Below are 18,712 nucleotides of genomic sequence, written 5' to 3' on the forward strand. Positions count from 1 at the left end.
CTTTCAGATTGGTCTACCTTCTTATGACGGGATGAATCCAGGCAAGGTTCCATCACCATTGCTTCGGTGAAGACTGCGACAATAATATATTGTTATTCCATTGCCTGCAGGTTGCCCAGTCAGCTCACCAGTTCCCGGAGCATTGATAGTACAATTGGGGTGTTCGAGATATTTCGGGGTCTACCCACCGTTTTTGTCTCCAGGCCCTGCTTTTCGTACGCTAATGGCACTTCTAGGTGATACGGCGGAGCTTAAATATTTGCAACAAGCATCTGAATCGGCCGGTGTTGCGAACCTTCTTCAGCGGCTTCGTGAGGACTGATCAGCCTCCCCTCAATCCGTTTAGAGTGCGTGCTCAAACTCGTCGGTGGTCTCGACTGCGATCTCGCCGTCACAGTGGTTCAGTACAACTTGTGCAATGACGTCTGACAACCGCTTCCGTTGCAATCGTTCATCGAGTTCGCGACACTGTTTCCTGAACGCGAGTTGCAATCCGGGTGCGTCATCCTCGATCTTAGAAAGCATGCTTCGCTTGGCCTTGCTCCCTTCGACGCCAACTCAAAGAAGTCTCTAACGATGATGGCTGGGTCCGGATCGACAAGATCCTTGCCCTGGACCGCGCCCATCCACAGTTGATCGTGCGACGCCCAGTCGGAACGGTGAAGGATAGTGGGCTCACGCTGTGGTGCGTTATCGGCTTGAGTGTCATCGCTCATGACTAGCCTCCAAGTTTGTTGTTTTGGTGAATGCTCGAATCAGAATTTCTCAACGAGCCGCGCGCGAGCGTTTGAAGTTCTTTCGGTCTATCCGGCATGTAGATTGCTCACTAATGGTGGCAAACTCGGTGTCAACGCGATTGATTGGATAGGGCAATGCTACGCAAATTTGTGTGTTCAGTTCTTTTTAGTGGTGTTTGTGCGTTAACCATGTTACCCGCCATCAACGCGCAAGACCCCGCCGGTCGTTCAAGTGGTGACCCATCAGGCCGGAACAACGAGGGTGAATCTGAAGCCCCCATTTCGCCTGAATTGGTTGAGCTCCAACGTTCGATCACCCGCTTGGAAACAAAGATTGATAGGCTTCTTGAGCAACCATCGGAGTTTACTCCTATCGAAGTGCGGGTCGCTGATGAACAGGGAGAACCCCTGAGCGGTTTTGAGGTGCAGCTCTCCTCCGTCGGCGACGTCCAGGCCGCTGAAGCCACGGGGATCAGTAGCGATGACGGGATTGGTCTTTCCCGAGCGTTACCCTACGGACGCTACTGGATGACCTTGAGTGGGAACGGCTGGCACTCTCGTTCTACGGTGACCTTGGAAGTCGGAAAGGCGATGGATCTAACCGTCGTTGCACCTGCGGCCAATCAGGTCGGCGAGTTGGTTCTGCAAGCTTCGGTTGCACCCGAAAAGGTGACCGGTCTGCCGTTCGGTGAATGGGAGGTCAAAGGGCAAAACGGCGGCTGGGGCACCAGGATTGTACCGGAACCTGAAGAAGTTCAAGAAAGCTCGGGTGATTGGAAAACGTTTCCCACGGTGTCCGACGGTATCGAAGCCGTTGCAGTCGTTGTAGAACTTGAGATCAAACGACGAATCGATCAACCCGATGCCAGTCCAATTACATGGAGCTGGCGGGGAACCTCAAGTGACAGTGGAGACCCCCAGGTGAAATGGCTGGTTCAGTCCAATGGAATCATTCGCCCGCTTTTGAAGGTAACGGAGCGAAGCACGCAAATCAGCCCCGAGTCGGATTGGTTCCAAAACCTGGTGCCCGATCGCGAAACTGACGAAGCTGAGGGCGAGCGTTCAACCCATCGAGAACGGCTCGGATATCACCTCTTGGAACTGGGCACGGAGTATCAAGACCAAGCCGCCATTGCAGTGCCGGCAGGGCAGATTGAGTTCTCGATCGAGACCATTTATGGCGATCCAACCCGTGACGTGTTGCAAGCCGTTGATAAACAACTGGATGATCATGATAGTCAGATTTGGCTTCATGCCGTTACATCAAGCGTATCGACGCAATGGTTGGTCCGCCTTTTGGGACAGTCGTGGGATGTCTCACGACTTGGCGTTACCCAAAGTGTTGATCTCACTGCAGACGATCGAAAGGAAATCCGCATTGGAACCGTCAAATCTTCCGAATCGCTACCCCCTCGGAAGACGCCACCGAACTGACCGGCAAAGATCCGGGACGCAAAAAGGGATGAATGTTAATTCGCGACTCGGCCGCCGTGCGGTGAAGTGATCATTCAAACGCATCATTCACGTGACAGGCATCAGCGTGTGGTGGCGCAGTAACGAAGGGGCCACCGGTGATTCTCCGGTTCGCTTTCAGGCTCGCTCACGCTGACCATCTTGTTGCTTTTTGCGGCGCAGACGCTGGTCGCGAAATTGCATCACGGGTGCTGCTGCGATGCCATGCACAATCACAGACAACACGACGGCAAACGAACAAACGGCCCATAACGTGTCCTCATTGGAAAAGCTCTCCGTTTCCGCTCCATAGGCAAGATAAAACAGGCATCCGATGCCTCGTACTCCAAAGAAACTGACGATGCCGCGGTCCAAGAGGGAAAGCCGCTGTTCTCCCAGCAGGCTGATCATTCCGGCAGCTGGGCGTAGAACGAACACCAATAGTAACCCTAGCGCGACCCCTGCCCATGTTAGCGGAGCCAGTAAACCACCGGCAATCGCACCGCCGAGGGCGAGCAGGGTGACCGTCATAAAGAGCTGCTCCGTTTGCTCGGCAAACGCATGCATCGATCGATGCGATTGCATCGTCTGTTCGCTGTGCCGGATCGTGACTCCCCCGATGAACACCGCCAGGAATCCGTATCCCCCCAAAATCTCGGTCACTCCGTACAACAGCAGTGTCGCCGCTAGTGATCCGACGCCGGCCCTCATCCTCTCCTGTTCGGATTCCACCGGCACCCGCAATAGCAAGCGAGACAACCCCCAGCCGATCGCTACACCAGCAATGAGCGCCACGACAAGCCGATAGACGAGATCGACCAGTACCCACTGGCCGATCCAGTTCGTTGGCGATAGCCCCTCGTTGAGCATCAGAATCGCAAGGTACGTGAAGGGAAAGGCCAACGAGTCGTTGAGTCCAGCTTCGGCCGTGAGTGTGAACCGCAGCTCGTCCTCTTTCTCGGTGGGATCCGTCTCGTTGGAGGCCTCCTCGCTCTCGGCCTGCTTGCTGCCCTCGGGAATCTCCTCGTCCGGCTTCCCAACCTGCACGTCCGACGCCAGGACTGGATCGGTCGGCGCCAGTGCGGCCCCCAGTAACACCGCAGCCGACGCTTCGAGGCCGATCAAGTACCAGGCAAGAGTCGCGACCCCGGCGATCGTCAGAGGCATGCAGATGCCTAGCAGTCGCCACGTCGCACTCCAAGTGCGCCACTGCAGGAGCCGATCAATTTTCAACCCCACGCCCATCAACGAGACAATCACGCCAAGCTCAGTCAGATGCAAGGCAATCGCGCCGTGTTCCCTGGGATCGAGCGAAGGGAGGTCCAGTGGCAAAGCGAAGGCGGCGTAGCCAGCTGAAAGTGCGAGAATTGGAAACGAAAACGGATAACCTTGAAATCGGTGCAATAGCGTCGCCAGACCAAGCACCCCCAAGCCCACGACCACGAGGGATAGATCGTAAGCTTCCAAAATGGTGAGGGTGTCTGTTAGGGTGAACAAAAACGCGACTCCCGCCAATCCATTGTGATCGATGGTGGGACAACACTTGCACCATCCGACATTTTCTTTCGTCCCCCGCGATCCTGTAGCAAATCGCAGGCCAGGGTGGTCAACAATGTAGTGGATCCAGCGCGACGCAGGCGTTCAAGCTGGTGGTTGGGGGTCGTTGGCTGGTTCCTTTGGTGACATGGTATTACGAACACCACATGCTCCGGCCAGACATGGGGCATCTCGTGAACGTTTCATTTGCCGAAACCTCTGCGGACCGTCTTATCTCGCAATTCATACTTGATCCCATTGACGCGAACGGATTTCTGTCGGCACGAATCTGGTTAACCCTACCGAGCTCTCTCCTCCATAACCCTGAGGGCGATCGCCGTTTTGTACGGTTCGCTAGCGGCGCGGAAGGTTCCATCTACCCGGCCTCGAATCGCTCACCGAAAGCATCCTTGGTCGCGAATGGAAACGCGATGACGGAGCAGCCATGAAAATCGGCCGCTGTCTCATCGATGCCAACTGGGGCCACTCCACCAACGTCATCTACCAGTTTTGCCGACAAAGCCCACATGCTTCGATCTTACTTCCATCCCACGGCAGGTTCGTCGGCGCATCCTCCAGTCCCTTCAGCGAATACAAACGCCGGCCCGGCGATCGTGTCGGTCTCAACTGGCGAGTCCCCTTGATCCACGGCAAGCGGGCGATCCGCCACGTCATCTATGACACGAACTGGTGGAAGTCCTTCACTCACGCACGCCTCGCCGTCGCGATGGGCGACCGAGGCTGCCTTTCCATCTTCGGAGACCGCGCCGAGCAACACCGTCTATTTGCCGAGCAGATCACCACCGAGTAATTCATCAAGACCGAAGGCCGAGGCCGAACCGTCGACGAATGGAAAGCCCGCCCCGAACAACCCGACAACCACTGGCTCGACTGTCTTGTAGGCACCGCCATCGCCGCCTCGATGCAAGGTGCCTTGTTGTTCGGAACCGATCGACCATCAGCACAGAAGCCAGAACGCATTAGCTTCAAAGATCTTCAACGCAGGAAGAAAGGTTAGATCGCTCATGAATTCGTTGCTGATATCGATGGTTTTTCGCAGGATTAAAAAAGCAAATCGCGGCTCCGGTGTCGGCCGCCGGAGCGTCTAAAAATACCTTTAATGAATCTGCGAGCAATCTTCTTGCCGTATTTGATTCGTCAAAAGATCAGCTGTGTGTGTGTTGCTTCTTGACGAATGTGACTAAATCGCTCAGTCGAGATCAAAAGCATGAGACTTTGGCGGAGCGTCTCGGATCGTCAACTCGTTGTTGCAATTGATGGCAGAGCACGACGCCCCCCGTTTATCGGTTGCGGCAACCGATCTCGAATATTATCCCGTTGATGTCTTTCGAATCCCACCGCCTGGTTCTGCTGAAACTGAAGAGTTGACTCGCACTACACCTTCAGCCGTTAAGTGCGATCCTAAATTAGAATGGAAGCGAGCGGCGAAGAAATTGAATGGATCGTCAGCGGCCATGGTCGACAAGTCGGCGCGCGATGCGATTAAAGTGGCGATGCTGAGTGGTAAGAAAGTTGTTTATACTCACGTTCCGCCGCAGCAATCGAAGAAAATTTACGAGCGGACCAGCAGCCTGGACGCGAGAAAGTTGTTTCGATTGTGCCGGAAAACGTGGTCAGCCCTGCCTGTTAGGCGTAAGAATTCAAGAATCTTCGTGCGACCAGCGGTATTTCCCGAAACTTGTCGTCGATTAAACTAGAGAATAGACTTTGTGGTTTTAGAACCGAAATTAAGAAATACGAATGTCTGCCAGAGCTTACCGATTGATCAATGGAGCTGACCCGCAGCTCCGAAGAGCTGCGGTCGAAATCCGTTTTTCGCGGTCTGGCAACTTCTATTCTCGATTCGGTGCGATGCTCGATGTCTTGTCGGAAAGCCGTCCTGATTGGTTCTTCAATCCAGATACGAAGAACGGACTGGCAGGAAGTTTCGTGTGCGTCTCGTCTGGCTTAGACGCTTCGATCGGCGATACACGTATCACAGCTTCATTGTCGCAAAAACCTGATCTCGCTCCTTACTCGGCCGAAGACATCAGTCAGTTCGCGTCTGAGTGCGACTACCTAGCGGATGTCTATTGCAGCAATGTCAAACCTTCAGAGCGGACGAGAATCGGTTTCCGGCAATTTTACGAAGCGGACTTTGAGACCGAAGAACTTGCGAACCAGTGGGTTATGTCGCTCAATATCGTGGCGCCCAATGACAGCATCGCGACAACGCTTGAAAGTGAGATAACCAATCTTAGTTTTGCGATGACCTTGAGAGCCAAGCAATACGGCATTCGGCTAGCTATTGAGTCTGGTCAAAAGAACGCATTGATCGACCGTGGCGACAACGTTGCCACCGTACGACCACACATGCTTTCCGAAAAGCAAAAAGAAGTCCTGCTTCAAGCAGAAAAAAGAAGCGCCTGGATTAAGCGTAGTCGATCCAGTAGCGTTACGATCGACCTGGACTCTTACGTTGAGCAACCCGACGACGATGTCTTGGTTGGCGAGTTCATCAAGAAAGCAAACCGCGAAACCTATAATAAATTAGTCGAAGTAGTTGAGGCAGGGAAACAATGAGCACCTACAACACAGGCGAAGCAACCGATGCTGCGATCGCAATCTACGAGTCTCATCAAGTTTCCGCGCCTGAGAGTCCCATTGCATACGAACTGAAGGAGGATCTCTATGGTGTTGGAGCCTCACATCGAAAGCAGCCCCAATCGAGTTCCTTTGCTTCAAGCCGTTCTTCACAGCCCCTGACGCTTTCACCCAGTATCCGACGTGAGTTTGCGCGAGCCACTGATTCGATGCATCAATCCGTGGAAGCGATGCAAATCGCCCATGAAGGCGAAGGCGTCGACGTCGTTGAACTCGCGAACGCGATCGAAGACTACCGCAGTTCGGTGAGGGTGCTTTGGACCTACCGCAAATTTGGAACCGAGTGGTGGCAACGCGTCGTCACCTTGGCTGCTCAAGCTCTTTCCGAAAACATGCGAGATGAAGAAATTTCGTTATCACAATGTGAAGGACTACAATTGTTGGTCGACCAGTTCTTGTCGAATCGTCATCTTGCCAAGGACGATGTGCGTCGAGCCATGACGCTTCTCCGCGACTCAGGTTTTGATACACTTGCATTCTTCAGTAAGCAAAAGTAAGAATCTTTAACCAGTCGCAACAATCAAGCAATGGATTACGGATCTGCAATCTTCATTGACACATCGGTTCAATTGCTTCGGTTCATTGGCAGTTCCGCAGTCAAAGGACAGATTAACCAGACGCTTAGCGGTTACGGACTCACGGTTACGAGCCTAGTCGTTCGACAAGAATTCAAGCGACGATTTCTGACCGACGTCCGTTATGTTCGCGACGCGTTGGTGAAGAACCAACTCGACTGTGGCGAAACGTTGCGGTACATCAATCGTAAACTCAGTCACCCCGCAAACCGCCGCAAACTTTCAATTTCCCTCGACGTATTTGCAACCGGCACTTTCAACGGTCACAACTTAGCCGACGCAGGTGAGCAGTTCAAGTTGTTGTTAGATACTTGGCTCGACTTCGGTTTGGAGGAATTTGACTCAACCGTTGGGCACGTCATCAAACGTTCTGGTTGCGGCTGCGGGAAACTGGATCGCATCGGCCCCAAGAAATGCACGACGTCGGCCAACTGCGAAGTCGATGCTTTCATTAACGGCCTAAAAACAGAGGCGGAAGGACTGCGAGAATTCCTGAAATCCGAAACAAGATTTCCAAAGACAAGCGAAATATCCAAGGCCGAGAAAACCCTCAACGATTGGCTTTCAGACGGCAAGCTACCTTCAACAACCGATCCTTGTTTGACTGTCGGCGATATGCTCATTGCACTGGAGAGCCTGGGGATACCAGCGTTCTACACCCAAAATGCCAAAGAGAGCCAACACTTCTGTTGCGTCCAAGAGCAGACCATGATCGTCCACCGCGAAACGGGAGACGAAACGCGGTTGGCATCCGCTCGCAAGTCTTGGCCTGCATACACTTAACGAACTTTCGTGTCATTGAACCGTTGTAAATCGCCTATCATCTAGTTGGCGGAAGTTCCCAAGTGTTGTGAGGGTTTCGAGGAGTTCGGCGAAGTTGTCTTTCTTGGCTCGGGTGTAGTAGGCGGCGACTTGCTTGATGTCGGCTGGGGCGGGGTGACGCTGGAGAGGAAAAAATTCGTGGAATTTGTAGGCAACTCTGCGCGCACCGGAGCAGTCTCACTATTCTCAGCCTCTCGGCTTCATGACCGACGCTTTGCCACATAGGATGACGGATCCTCATGCGACACACCAGCGGGGTGGGCGAAATCAAGTGGGATTTATGGTTCACCTAACACCCGCTTCTCCTAAGTAACCCTGAGAGAGACGTTTGTTTGCCCGCGAGTGAGTGCCAGCGATGGTTGATGATCTTCACGATGAAATCCGTGAGAACGCTGCGGGGCCTGCGAAGGCTTCGGGTGATGCGGGTTCCGTTGAACAGCACAGACTGACCGATCAAATCGCTGCGGACAAACATCTCGCTGGCAAGGAAGAGGTTCGCAAGCCCAGTCGTGGTTTGCGTTTCAACAAGATCGTGCCGCCTTCGGCTGGCTGAGGATCAGGCGGGAGGCTTGAGATCGGAGTCCGGAGGAATCTTCACTCGCCTACAGACTCCAGACTCAAGGCTACAGACTCTTTAAGGGCTTCCGGGGACGACAGCAGGGTGACAACACGGATGTTGAAGCGTTTGTCAGGGATGATCGAGCAAGCATGGCGTGGCGGAACTTCCCGTTCCACCACTACGCCAGGACGCTCGCCCCGGCAGCCCTTCTTTTCACGGCTTCGTGCAAAGTACGATGCCGCGAATACGACGCTCGACAAGATGAAACATTGGTCGCGAGCCGATGGATTGTCGGCTGCGACTGCGAACTCGCCCGACGTGCGGCGAACGCTTCGCAATCGTTCGCGATTTGAGGTCGCCAATAACTCGTACGCTCGCGGCATCACGCTAACACTTGCGAATGATGTCGGGTTCGGGATCCACGTCGACCATTTGGCGGAGAGCTTCCCGAAACAGGTCCGCAACGTCGACAATTGGTGTTGTTCCAACGGATGCAGCAAGCCGCAATAAAAGTGGCGAGCAGTTTTCGTCTTCAAGCTTGCACAAATCCTACAGTTGTTTAGGAACTCGGTATCCTAAAGTTTCAAGAAACTTAGGAAGGACGTCCTGTGTGACACCGGCCAAGTTTAGCTTTGTTACCTCAAAGTCAAAATCAGAAACAACGTCGAGGAGCAAGTCCGCCTCGCGGGTTGCGAACACCGAGCAGAAGCCAGCTTGATACGCCGATTTTATAAATTGGTTTGAAGGCAATTCATTCGAGTCAATCCAAAGACACATTCGTCCCGCGGAAGAGAGTGCTGCTGCAACGTGCTGTGGCAACGATCGTGACAGACATCAACGGACCGTAGTTTCGCATGTCCACTTGCTCGAAGACGGCATTGCACTCGTCGCGAATCTGGCTCTCGGTGGATCGCAGGTCGGTTGGCGGCCAGAGTGTTGCTGATTCCCAATCCAGTCACATCGACCGAGCAGCTTGCAGGGCGCCAACCACATTCGGCGTGCCCAGTGGGGACATCGAAACCCGACGCATTGTCAAGTAAAGCCGACTTTTCCCACGTCGGAAAACTTGATTGTTTTAGAAAACAAGCGACATTTTCGTAATGAAAGCGGTTTTCCCGAGCGAGAAAATGGAAGAAAACACGAGAATCGATGAGCAGTTCATGCTCGACAGGCTACGTCCGGTGAGCTATTGCTGCTCGGTTTGAGCGAAGTGCCGATTTGCTCAACATTCCGTGGGACAGGTAGCTTGCTTGACATCCACAACAAAACTTGAAAGCCGGCGTTTGGAAAATTTTTCAGACGCCGGCTTTTTTCGTTGACGGATTGAAGTGCAAGCAAGAACCTGTCTCTTCGTGGCCCGGCGGTTCTTTCGGGCGGCCCCCCGCAGCAGCCCCCATCCGGTCCACAACAACGGCAGCGGGCGGCTTTTGATCGCCCGAGGCGTTTCTAGTGGATCTGGCCCCATCGGGAACGACCGGTTGCAAAATGTGGCCTCCGAGCAAAAGAAGGCTGTTCATGCAGAAAGAGTGACGGACGCGGCTGGAACGTGTTGTCTGTGTTTGCTCAATCCGCCGATTGGCTGGATGGCTGGAGCGTGATCCGCAGCGGAGAAGTGGAATCGGCATCGTTGGTCACTCGCAGCCCGCTGGTGTAGTAGTCGGCAAAGCGGCGGGGGACGGTGCGACCGTGCTCGTGGGCTTCGGCGGCTAGGTCTTCGGTCAAGACGATTTGCACCACGACGACTTCGTAATCGCCGGGCGGACAACCGAGTCTGCCCTCTTGGTCCGCAAGCGAGAAACTGCCGTCGGTGGCGATGCGACTGGCGAAGCGACTTCCGTCGGCGAGCGATCGAAATTCAACGCTGCCGGATTGCACGGGACTGCCATCATCGAACTGGACAGTGCCGTGGTACGAGCCGCTCGAACCGTCACAACCAGTCAACAGCAAGCTGAAAAGGGCGAGGCTCGCCAACCCGATGGATCGAACACGCGTGCAGTTCAATTTTCTAGCTCCACAATGCGGGCGTCGCCGCGGTTAGCCAGCGATCCGAGTAGCTTGGTGTCGGTATCGGGCGAGAACAGCCGAACGCTGCCGTCGACCAACGCGAAGTGAACGCCTGCGGGATGCCAACTGCCGAACGAGAACATGTCGGCCAAAACATCACTGGGTCCATTGGCCAATCGCAAGCCGGGACCCGCCAAGCGACATGACGCGGGAAGATGGTCGCCGTCGTAGGCAGGCGAGTCCTCAGGGAACTGAGCCAGTCCATTGAAGGGCACAAACTTTTCACCGAAGAGGAACGTGTTGGACGTTCCATCGCTGACCGACGCCATGCGAACTCGATCCGATGGCCCGATCGCTTGGCCGTTCTTGCAATCGGGGCGAACGCTGATGATCACCCCGGTTCCATTGCCGCCAAAATAGAAATCGGTTGGTGCTCCCGTCGCTCCGGGCGTCAGGTCCCCGTGGTTGCCGGCGTAATCGCTGAGCGCTCCTTCGACATCGAGTGTCACATCGATCGGACGCGGAGGGATCGGGCAACCGCATGGCAAACGTCCGCCTTCACCGGTGACCGTGGTTCGCAAGTTTCGTGTGCCGATCGGTCGCGTGCCGGATCGGCGAGACGGACAAAGGAAGATGTCGGGAACGACCGTGCGAACGTTCTCGGGATGTTGATGCCAAGGCGTTGAAAAGTCCCACTGGCCGCCAAGCGAAACCTGTTCGATGTACGGCATCACACGAGCCAGCCAGGTCGGGGTTGCCAGTCCGCACTGGTCGGCCGGTGCGGCGTCGGGACGTGATTCGTAACGGGCCGGTGGAAAGTAGCCGACGGCGTCGTGGTGCAGATGCGTCGCCAGGGCAAGTTGGCGAATACGGTTCTTGCAATCGGTACTGCGCGCCGCTTCGCGAGCCGACTGAACAGCAGGCAGCAACAACGCGATCAGAACACCAACGATCCCAATGACCACCAGTAATTCGATCAGCGTAAAACCGCGCAAAGAGTCTTTTCTAACAATCAACATGAATCGGATGATCCGCAAAAGGGGCTATCAATCCGGTCCGACCGCCCACGATTGTAGTCGCGTTGCATATCGATTGTCAGTGATTTGGCCGAAATGAGTGAGCCCAGCGGAAATTGGTCCCCAAAATATCCCTTACAACCCGTTGGGTTTCATCCGGTTCAAACGGGTCGTGCTCAAGTTCATGTTCAAGTAACTCCAGCTTTTTTCGGATTAAATACCCCTGCATCCGCTGGTAGGGTCGAACCTGGCCGGTGCGAATGAACGTGCCCACCTCCATTCGGCGACTCCAATCTTCCCAGACCGGCAACCAAAACAGCGCGTGATCGACCTGTCCGCTGTTCGCGGCTGACAAACACTCCGCTCGAGCCATGCTGATTTCTTCGAGGCATTCGTCGGGCGAAGGATAATAGGCGTAACACGCAACGACACTCAGCGCCACCAGCCCGGCCAACACCGTCGCTCCGATCACGCCTGGCGGAACCACGATGTCCAAGCCACGACGCGGCTTTGCATCTTCGGTCTGCAGCGACGAAGCAAACGAACCCGCCTTGGCACTTGCGACCAACGACGCTTCGTTGATCTTCAACACGCGAAACACCAGTCCAAGCAGAGCGACGATTGCCAGTGCGATTAACGAAGCGATCATGCTGACGTCGGCCTCCTTGGCGACCAGATCGCCGATCGATTCGAGGCTGATCGAGTGATTGGCCGACAGTGGGTTGGCGTAAATGTCAAATGCGTGGGTGTGACCGGCTGGCTGGATGCCTGGTGGAACGAGCGGTTTGTTGATCGCATACGACAGCCCAACCACGATCATCAATAACGATGCCATCCATATCGACGCGGCCTTCGGTCCGTAGTGACGTGCGAACCACAACGGAGTGGCAAAGTTCATCCCCGCGCCTAGAATCAACAACGTGAAGGATGCCCCCGGCGAATTGGCATGTTGAAACATCATCCCCATTTGGCTCATGGCCAACATCGGTGTGGCATACACCGGAACCGCAACAAACAGCATCTTCAGCGGTGCCCACCAATCGTCGCGTTCGACGGAGTGTTGCATCGCGCCGTAAGGCAACACGGCGGCCAGGACGGCCAGTCCCGACAAGGCGACAAGCGTGATCAGCAGGGTCACCCCGGTGGCTTCGCGTGCGAAGTGAACGATGGTTGCGAGGACGCGGCGGAGTCCGATTAAATGGTCCGGTGTGAAACAGGCTTCCAGTCGGTCATCAGCATCAACATCGGCATCGCAGGCTGGAAGCCGACGCCACTTTGATAACGCATCCCAAAACAGACCGAGCGCCGTCACCACCACCAACGAGCCTAATGCAAACAAAATGATTACCAACGGACGACTGAGCGTCAGCCCGTACAGCAACGACAATGGATTGAATAACGGAGCCGACAACGCGAACGCCGACATCGCCCCTGGTTTCACCTTCGCGCGACGCATTTCAAACAAGATTGGCAACACGCCGATCGAACAAACCGGCAACAACATTCCGACCAACCACGATTGCGGCAGCGATTGCCACCGGTCACCACCAAACAATCGACGTGTTCCCATGGCACCGAGGTAATAACGCAAAACCGATGCGATCAGCAGTCCGACCAACAACGTCGGTGCCGCTTGCGTGAATCCTTGCAGGACGCGAATCAGTCCGCCGACCAGCATCATCGAAACGGATTGATTCATGATTGGTCCTTTGCAAGGCTATTGAGTTGCGGAGGAATTTTGTTGACAGCTTCATCTACCAGATCACAAAGCGATTCGATTTGCTTCCGATTCTCGTCCGTCAGATCGCCTTTGGCGGCACGCAGGTTTGACGCCAGCGATTCGCTGGCGTTGTACAGCGGCAACCAGTCGGCTTCGGCAAGGTTCGTGTCGGCGGCAACTTCCGCCGTCCAACTGATTAGCTCTGCGATTTCGTGCCGCGTTGACTCGCTCGCGTTTTCGATCGCGAGTCGTTCCCGCAACTTCACCGCCACGTCGGCAAGATCGGCGGGCCAATGCGCGGCGACGACGTGATCGTGTTCAAAGTGCGACGTTTTGACGGCGGTGTCGGGGGTGCAGCCAACCAGAAGCACCAATGCGATCGCCGTAGGAGCCCAGGCTCTGGCTGCTATTCCCCCCATGCTCGATCGACTAAAAACTCGGTTCCAACATTTCATCATCGGTACTCCGGCGCGGGAACGGCATCCAACAAACGGTTGATCACTCCGTCGACATCGTCGGTTGTTGTCAGCAAACGCACTGACAAGACCGGTCTCGCGACGTGCAGTACATCACTCGGCGTGACGAAACCACGGCCTTGCAGGAGCGCCCACGCCTGAGCGATCCGTTGCCACAACAACATGCCTCGAGGGCTAACCCCCAACTCAATTGCTGCGTCCTCGCGAGTCGCCTCCACCAAATCCACCAAGTACTCACGCACTCGCGGGTGCACCGTGATTGTTCGCACTTGTTCCTGGATTCGTGCGAGTTCGTCCAACGACAAAACGGCGGACGAATCCTGGCGGGACAAATCCGCCCGCGATGCCGCTTCCAAAATGTCGATCTGCGACGCACGATCGGGGTAGCCGATCTTCAGTTTGATCGTGAACCGATCCAATTGAGCTTCCGGAAGCGGATACGCGCCGTGCGAGTCGATCGGGTTTTGTGTTGCGATCACAAAAAAGGTTTTTGCCAACGAATACGGCACCGCGTCGATCGTCACCTGGCGTTCGGCCATCGCTTCGAGCAACGCGCTTTGGGTTCGCGGCGTCGTCCGGTTCAGCTCGTCGGCCAGCAAGACGTCCGAGAAAACCGGCCCCGCGTGAAATTCAAATTCGCGAGTCTTTTGGTTGAACAAATTGAACCCGGTCACATCCGACGGCAATAAATCCGGCGTGCATTGGACTCGGGCCAGCTTTCCACCGACGCAGGCAGCGATCGCCTTGGCCAGCGTCGTCTTGCCCGTTCCCGGCAAATCGTCCATCAACAAATGACCTTGGGCCAAAAGGCACGCGATGACCAGTTCGACCGCTTCGGTCTTGCCCAACAGGACACTGTTCAGCTGACTTCGCAAACCATCGAGCGTTTCACCAACGCTTTCAACGTCGACCAATTCGTCAACCGGTTTTTTGAGCAATTTCATGCAGTCGCCTCGGTGGTTAGTTGACGGAGGACTTGAATTTTCAGCTTCATCATCAGCTCTCTGGAAACGGTGTGTTCGTGGAATCGGTTTTCGCCGCCAGCGAACGTTGCTTGGTCGGCAGCGTCGCAAAACCGGCGGGCGGTCTCGCGTAGTTGATCATGGGTGGACGTGATCGCCAGCAGCCAATCCCGTTGCGGTTGTCCCGCGACACGAGGGCAACCGGCATACTTGGCTCGCGTTTGCAACACTCGCATCGCCAACGAAATGCGACCTCGGGGCCACACGATCACGCCGACGGGATACAGGGCGCTGAGCCCGATTTCGATCCAGAACAAACGCGTTGCAAACAAGAAGCCAGCGAAGGTGAGCAGCGAAATCATGTGTGGCCACCGCGCCACCGCAAACTGTTTCGCAACCAACCAGGTCGACGGCGTATAGATTGGTTCTTGGTACCCCGGTGTCGGTTCGACCTCGAACCAGCGACCATCGTTGAGTTGAATTTCTGCCCAGACGTGAACATCCTCGGGCAATACATTGGTGTGACCTGCTGCAAGGTCGACGGCCGATGGTCGCACATAGAATCCGGTTACCAATCGCGATTGCAGACCTATCTCGCGAGCCATCAGTGCCGCCGTGGTCGCGAATAGATGATCACCACCACGACCGCTGCGAAGGAATCCTTCGACGGGATCGGATGAATTATTCTCGACGGAACGATCGAAGGTGAAGTCTTCGCGAAGGTTCGCAACGATGGCTTGCAGTTTTTCGTAAGGGTGATCCAGTCCGGCGGTCCACTGCGTAACAAGGCTTGTCAATTGTTTCGGTGCCTCCTGCTTCACCCGACCACTTGCGGGAGAGTCGGATGCGGTATTGGTCGAGGAGGGCTCTTCGGGGGTCAATTCGATATTTGGGTTTAAGTCAACGACCGCCGTGCCATCGCTACGTTCGCCCGTCCCAGAGCGTGCAAGAAGTGTCAGTCCATCCCACAACTCATCCTCCATCACTCTCGTAGATGCGACATTCACGACCGTCAACTGCGGCACTTTCTCGCGGCCTGGCATGAAGAACGAACCATCGTCGTCGATCGCAAAGAAGTCCTGTCGATCGACGTCTTTGATGTGCAATGCCGACGTCATCATCGGCGTGGGCAACCGCACCGAATCCAATCGCAGCACCTTCAACAAGTTCACTTCGGTTGTCGATTTTGCCAAAGGTTCCGCCTCCGGATCACAAAACCAAGCCGCTCCGGCAATCTCTCGCCGCGTCAATTTTTCATTGCCATGCTTCGCCTCGTTCGACCAATTCACACCGTCAAATGTGTCATAGCGATTCATCGCCAATCGGACTCCCGTCGGCCCGGCCCATTGGATGACCGCACGATCAACGGCATCGTCCAAATGCAGGTGTTTCTCGGCCGGCATCCGGTCAGTTGAAAAGTAGCTGCCCCCCTTCTCGCTCTTGGCTGTCTTCTCGTGTGCCTCCAGGACTCGGTCGGCCGTCATTCCTTGGCGTCGTTCCCACTTCGTTTTCTTCTTCGGTTCGCCGATCGTATCGCTGAACATGTCGAACAAAGTCGATTCAGTCGATTCCAAGAATAGGTCGGACTCCACCGCGCCAAACGATTCCGCGTGATCCTTGGCGGCGATCGCGGCGTCACCGCTGCCGACACCGCTGCGGGCGGCAGGGTCGGACCACTGCGAACCGCCGCTGGTTGGCATGAACCCGAACGTCAATCGGTTGGATTCCCCAAAACGATCTCGCGTGAGCAAGCCGACCGCGATGCAAATCGCCATCGCGACAAAAACGGTAACAGGACGAGTGCCAGATTCGCGACGAACGCATTCGACGCGACACAATTCGAGCCGTTCCCAGTGGTTGGCGACCAAATGCCAAACACAAACCGTCATCCACGCGATCGCGATCCATACCGCATGGCGACTGTCCGAGATCGCGACTGCGAACAAGGTCAAGAATCCCGACGCAACCAACGACATCGCTCTCGACCGCTTGTCACTTGTTGATAACGCCAGCGAAACAGCACCGAGCGTGGCTAGCGCCGTCATCTCAAAGGCGATCGGAGAACCAGTCACGCGAGCGATGATGGCGAAAACAATGGGAGTCGCAATCGTCGTGGATCTTGTCAACACCCAACCCACGATCCGCGGGACCGGCTGGCAACCTGTCATCTGGATTCGGGTAAACAGGCTGGCCGCCTGTCCTACGACGGTTGCGGCCATTACCGACAACTCGGCGATCAATAGCATTTTCGATTCAACAGGAAATCTTAACGATGCCACCGCCGCGACGGACAGCACTGCCAAGGCGACGGCTTCCATCGTTTTTCGCTCAAGCGGCAACGTTGGCATCACGCACCTCCCGCCAGAGATTCGCCATCGCGGCTGCCAAGTCTTCACGCGGACCGATCACGATTTCGCGAACGGCACCGCCAGCACGCCGTCCGCAGCGTGGGTTGTCAATCGTGACCAGCACACTGCCATTGGCTGATCCCGATATATGGATGCTTGCGTTTGCGCTGCCTCTCGTGGTGCAACGACACGCTTCGCCGTCGACGGGGACACTCGCCAGTGCATCAAGCATGTGACGTCTGCCTCGGGTGTCGAGTTTGTACGTCAACGGACGATCGCCCAATCGAACTCGGGTCTTGATTCGCGATTGATGCAAAGACGTCAGCACACTGGCGGCGACTCGGGTCTGCCGAGCCAACGCTTCGCGATCGGCATGACAACGAGTGTCAACAAACACGTCCAGAGTCACCGATTGCGGCCCGCCACGTTCGGTCACGATCAACGAATCCGATCGAGCCGACGCGACCCAGTTGATGTGCTTGGCCGAATCACCATGACGCAGCGGGCGTACGCCGACAAAGTCGCCGCTCTGACCACCGCGACTGCCGTCTCCGTGGTCTGCGTTGCTCAAACCCACCAGCGGCAGCAACTCCGCAATCCTGTACACCCTCGGCCAAACCATCAGCGGTCTTGTGTTACTGATCGGACGACGGGCGGTCCAGATTCCGAACGGAAACGAACACGTGACCTGGGGGGTCAAGACCGGATAAAGCCCACGCATCGTGGGCGTGACTTCAACGGCATAGTCCGCAGTGCACCGTGGCGGGACGCATGCTAGACCGACGGTTGGCTTTGATTCATCGTCGGAATCGCAATCCAAGTACCCTTCGATCGCCAGTCCCCACACCGGTAACGGGATGCGATTGCGAACGCTCAGCACCATGCGGCATGACGTGCCTTCATGAACTGCATCGGTTTCAGGATGCAGTCCGCAGCGGGTGACGCGAACCGCGATCCACGGCCACGCCATCCCGATCGCCATAATCGCGGTCAACGACGCAGCCAGCGTCCAACCAATCGGGCTGAAGTACAACCCAATCATCACGCTGATCGCGGTCGCCAGAGCGAACCATCCGATGGGTTCTTTGAGCCAATAAACGAAACGATTTGCCCACGGGCAAAAATCAGTCGTCATCAAACGCGACAACCAACCTTGCTCGTCGGGCGCAGCATGGACAATCGCCATGGGAGCGCACCTTCAAGTACGAGAGATCCAGAGAGGAACGTGGCATCGGCAGTGGAGCCAGCTAGAGATCCCCGTCCGCGCAGGGACCTTTCGCAAGATCCTCTACGCCTGGGACGGCGCACGCAAACAGCCTATGTCACGTAAAAACAACGAACGACTTCAAGCGTTCGGTGGCCCTCGGACAGATACTCCGCTGCGAAAGATGGATTCGACCGAGACATCATCAAGCTCGGGCCGAACACGACAAATCGCCAGGGGCTCCCAGACCGCCGTTAGGCTGGACGTCAGAATCGCGTGCCGCGAAGTGAACAGGTTCTGGCAAACATGGCACGATTCCGAATCGTGAGGAACCGATTCTTGCTGCGGAGTCGACGAATCGTCCGCGGGTGCTGGCTCCCTTTGGCGTTCCGATTCGCAATGGCAGTGGCTGCAGCAAGCAACCGCCGTCGTCTCGCTCGCATGACTCGCGACGGAACGTTCCGCAGTCCCGTGACAGCAACTCACATGCACCCACCCGGCAACGTTGCTGAGCAACATGGTCGCCAGCAGAAGGTAAGTCGTTAGTGGGCGGAGAGAGGACAAAGGACCGGAACTCGTGCAGAGCATAAGAAATTTTGCGACGTCGTCAGCAACGCCTTATTCAACTCAACGATCC

At 55.7% G+C, this 18,712-nt stretch carries 17 protein-coding genes; 8 read left to right on the forward strand and 9 right to left on the reverse strand.

The window, feature by feature from the left end; translation table 11 throughout:
* Positions 1-342: 342 nt before the first annotated feature.
* Positions 343-525 carry a hypothetical protein gene (locus ABEA92_RS03670; protein ID WP_345682431.1) on the reverse strand — a complete coding sequence of 61 codons (183 nt, stop codon included), beginning with the start codon at positions 523-525 and terminating at the stop codon, positions 343-345.
* A gap of 635 nt (positions 526-1,160) precedes the next feature.
* Between ABEA92_RS03670 and ABEA92_RS03675 the strand changes: the two genes are divergently transcribed.
* Positions 1,161-2,171 (forward strand): hypothetical protein, encoded by a 1,011-nt coding sequence (locus ABEA92_RS03675; RefSeq protein WP_425572385.1) that lies wholly within the window; start codon positions 1,161-1,163, stop codon positions 2,169-2,171.
* Between the two features lie 156 nt (positions 2,172-2,327).
* Here the strand turns inward: ABEA92_RS03675 and ABEA92_RS03680 are convergent, their stop codons facing one another.
* Positions 2,328-3,686 carry a cation:proton antiporter gene (locus ABEA92_RS03680; protein ID WP_345682433.1) on the reverse strand — a complete coding sequence of 453 codons (1,359 nt, stop codon included), beginning with the start codon at positions 3,684-3,686 and terminating at the stop codon, positions 2,328-2,330.
* A gap of 445 nt (positions 3,687-4,131) precedes the next feature.
* Between ABEA92_RS03680 and ABEA92_RS03685 the strand changes: the two genes are divergently transcribed.
* The 7 genes from ABEA92_RS03685 to ABEA92_RS03715 all read left to right on the forward strand — a co-directional run bounded on the left by ABEA92_RS03685 (position 4,132) and on the right by ABEA92_RS03715 (position 8,855).
* A complete protein-coding gene (locus tag ABEA92_RS03685) occupies positions 4,132-4,536 on the forward strand; it encodes a terminase gpA endonuclease subunit (protein WP_345682542.1) in 405 nt (134 codons plus the stop codon).
* Between the two features lie 466 nt (positions 4,537-5,002).
* Complete coding sequence (locus tag ABEA92_RS03690; protein WP_345682434.1) at positions 5,003-5,443, forward strand: hypothetical protein; 441 nt, start codon at positions 5,003-5,005, stop codon at positions 5,441-5,443.
* A 43-nt stretch (positions 5,444-5,486) separates the two neighbouring features.
* Positions 5,487-6,308: a hypothetical protein gene (locus ABEA92_RS03695; RefSeq protein ID WP_345682435.1), complete on the forward strand. Its 822-nt coding sequence runs from the start codon at positions 5,487-5,489 to the stop codon at positions 6,306-6,308.
* A 230-nt stretch (positions 6,309-6,538) separates the two neighbouring features.
* Positions 6,539-6,886 carry a hypothetical protein gene (locus ABEA92_RS03700; RefSeq protein WP_345682436.1) on the forward strand — a complete coding sequence of 116 codons (348 nt, stop codon included), beginning with the start codon at positions 6,539-6,541 and terminating at the stop codon, positions 6,884-6,886.
* Between the two features lie 219 nt (positions 6,887-7,105).
* The gene (locus ABEA92_RS03705; RefSeq protein WP_345682437.1) at positions 7,106-7,747 is read left to right on the forward strand and encodes a hypothetical protein; all 642 of its coding nucleotides are present in this window, start codon (positions 7,106-7,108) and stop codon (positions 7,745-7,747) included.
* A 394-nt stretch (positions 7,748-8,141) separates the two neighbouring features.
* Positions 8,142-8,339 (forward strand): hypothetical protein, encoded by a 198-nt coding sequence (locus tag ABEA92_RS03710; protein WP_345682438.1) that lies wholly within the window; start codon positions 8,142-8,144, stop codon positions 8,337-8,339.
* A gap of 120 nt (positions 8,340-8,459) precedes the next feature.
* A complete protein-coding gene (locus ABEA92_RS03715; protein WP_345682439.1) occupies positions 8,460-8,855 on the forward strand; it encodes a hypothetical protein in 396 nt (131 codons plus the stop codon).
* A 1,053-nt stretch (positions 8,856-9,908) separates the two neighbouring features.
* Here the strand turns inward: ABEA92_RS03715 and ABEA92_RS03720 are convergent.
* The 7 genes from ABEA92_RS03720 to ABEA92_RS03750 all read right to left on the reverse strand — a co-directional run bounded on the left by ABEA92_RS03720 (position 9,909) and on the right by ABEA92_RS03750 (position 18,057).
* The gene (locus tag ABEA92_RS03720; RefSeq protein ID WP_339940501.1) at positions 9,909-10,346 is read right to left on the reverse strand and encodes a carboxypeptidase regulatory-like domain-containing protein; all 438 of its coding nucleotides are present in this window, start codon (positions 10,344-10,346) and stop codon (positions 9,909-9,911) included.
* Positions 10,343-11,368, reverse strand: coding sequence for a DUF1559 family PulG-like putative transporter (locus tag ABEA92_RS03725; protein WP_345682440.1), 1,026 nt, complete (start codon positions 11,366-11,368; stop codon positions 10,343-10,345). The genes ABEA92_RS03720 and ABEA92_RS03725 overlap by 4 nt, the downstream gene beginning before the upstream one ends.
* 76 nt (positions 11,369-11,444) lie before the next feature.
* A complete protein-coding gene (locus tag ABEA92_RS03730; RefSeq protein WP_345682441.1) occupies positions 11,445-13,064 on the reverse strand; it encodes a permease in 1,620 nt (539 codons plus the stop codon).
* Complete coding sequence (locus tag ABEA92_RS03735) at positions 13,061-13,504, reverse strand: hypothetical protein (RefSeq protein ID WP_345682442.1); 444 nt, start codon at positions 13,502-13,504, stop codon at positions 13,061-13,063. The genes ABEA92_RS03730 and ABEA92_RS03735 overlap by 4 nt, the downstream gene beginning before the upstream one ends.
* Before the next feature lie 35 nt (positions 13,505-13,539).
* Positions 13,540-14,505, reverse strand: a complete 966-nt coding sequence (locus ABEA92_RS03740) for an AAA family ATPase (RefSeq protein WP_345682443.1) — start codon at positions 14,503-14,505, stop codon at positions 13,540-13,542.
* On the reverse strand, positions 14,502-16,871 hold the full coding sequence (locus ABEA92_RS03745; protein ID WP_345682444.1) for a transglutaminase-like domain-containing protein: 2,370 nt from the start codon (positions 16,869-16,871) through the stop codon (positions 14,502-14,504). Before ABEA92_RS03745 ends, ABEA92_RS03740 begins: the two co-directional genes overlap by 4 nt.
* The gene (locus ABEA92_RS03750) at positions 16,852-18,057 is read right to left on the reverse strand and encodes a DUF58 domain-containing protein (RefSeq protein ID WP_345682445.1); all 1,206 of its coding nucleotides are present in this window, start codon (positions 18,055-18,057) and stop codon (positions 16,852-16,854) included. Before ABEA92_RS03750 ends, ABEA92_RS03745 begins: the two co-directional genes overlap by 20 nt.
* Between the last annotated feature and the right edge of the window lie 655 nt (positions 18,058-18,712).

Source organism: Novipirellula caenicola, assembly GCF_039545035.1.
Classification (GTDB): domain Bacteria; phylum Planctomycetota; class Planctomycetia; order Pirellulales; family Pirellulaceae; genus Novipirellula; species Novipirellula caenicola.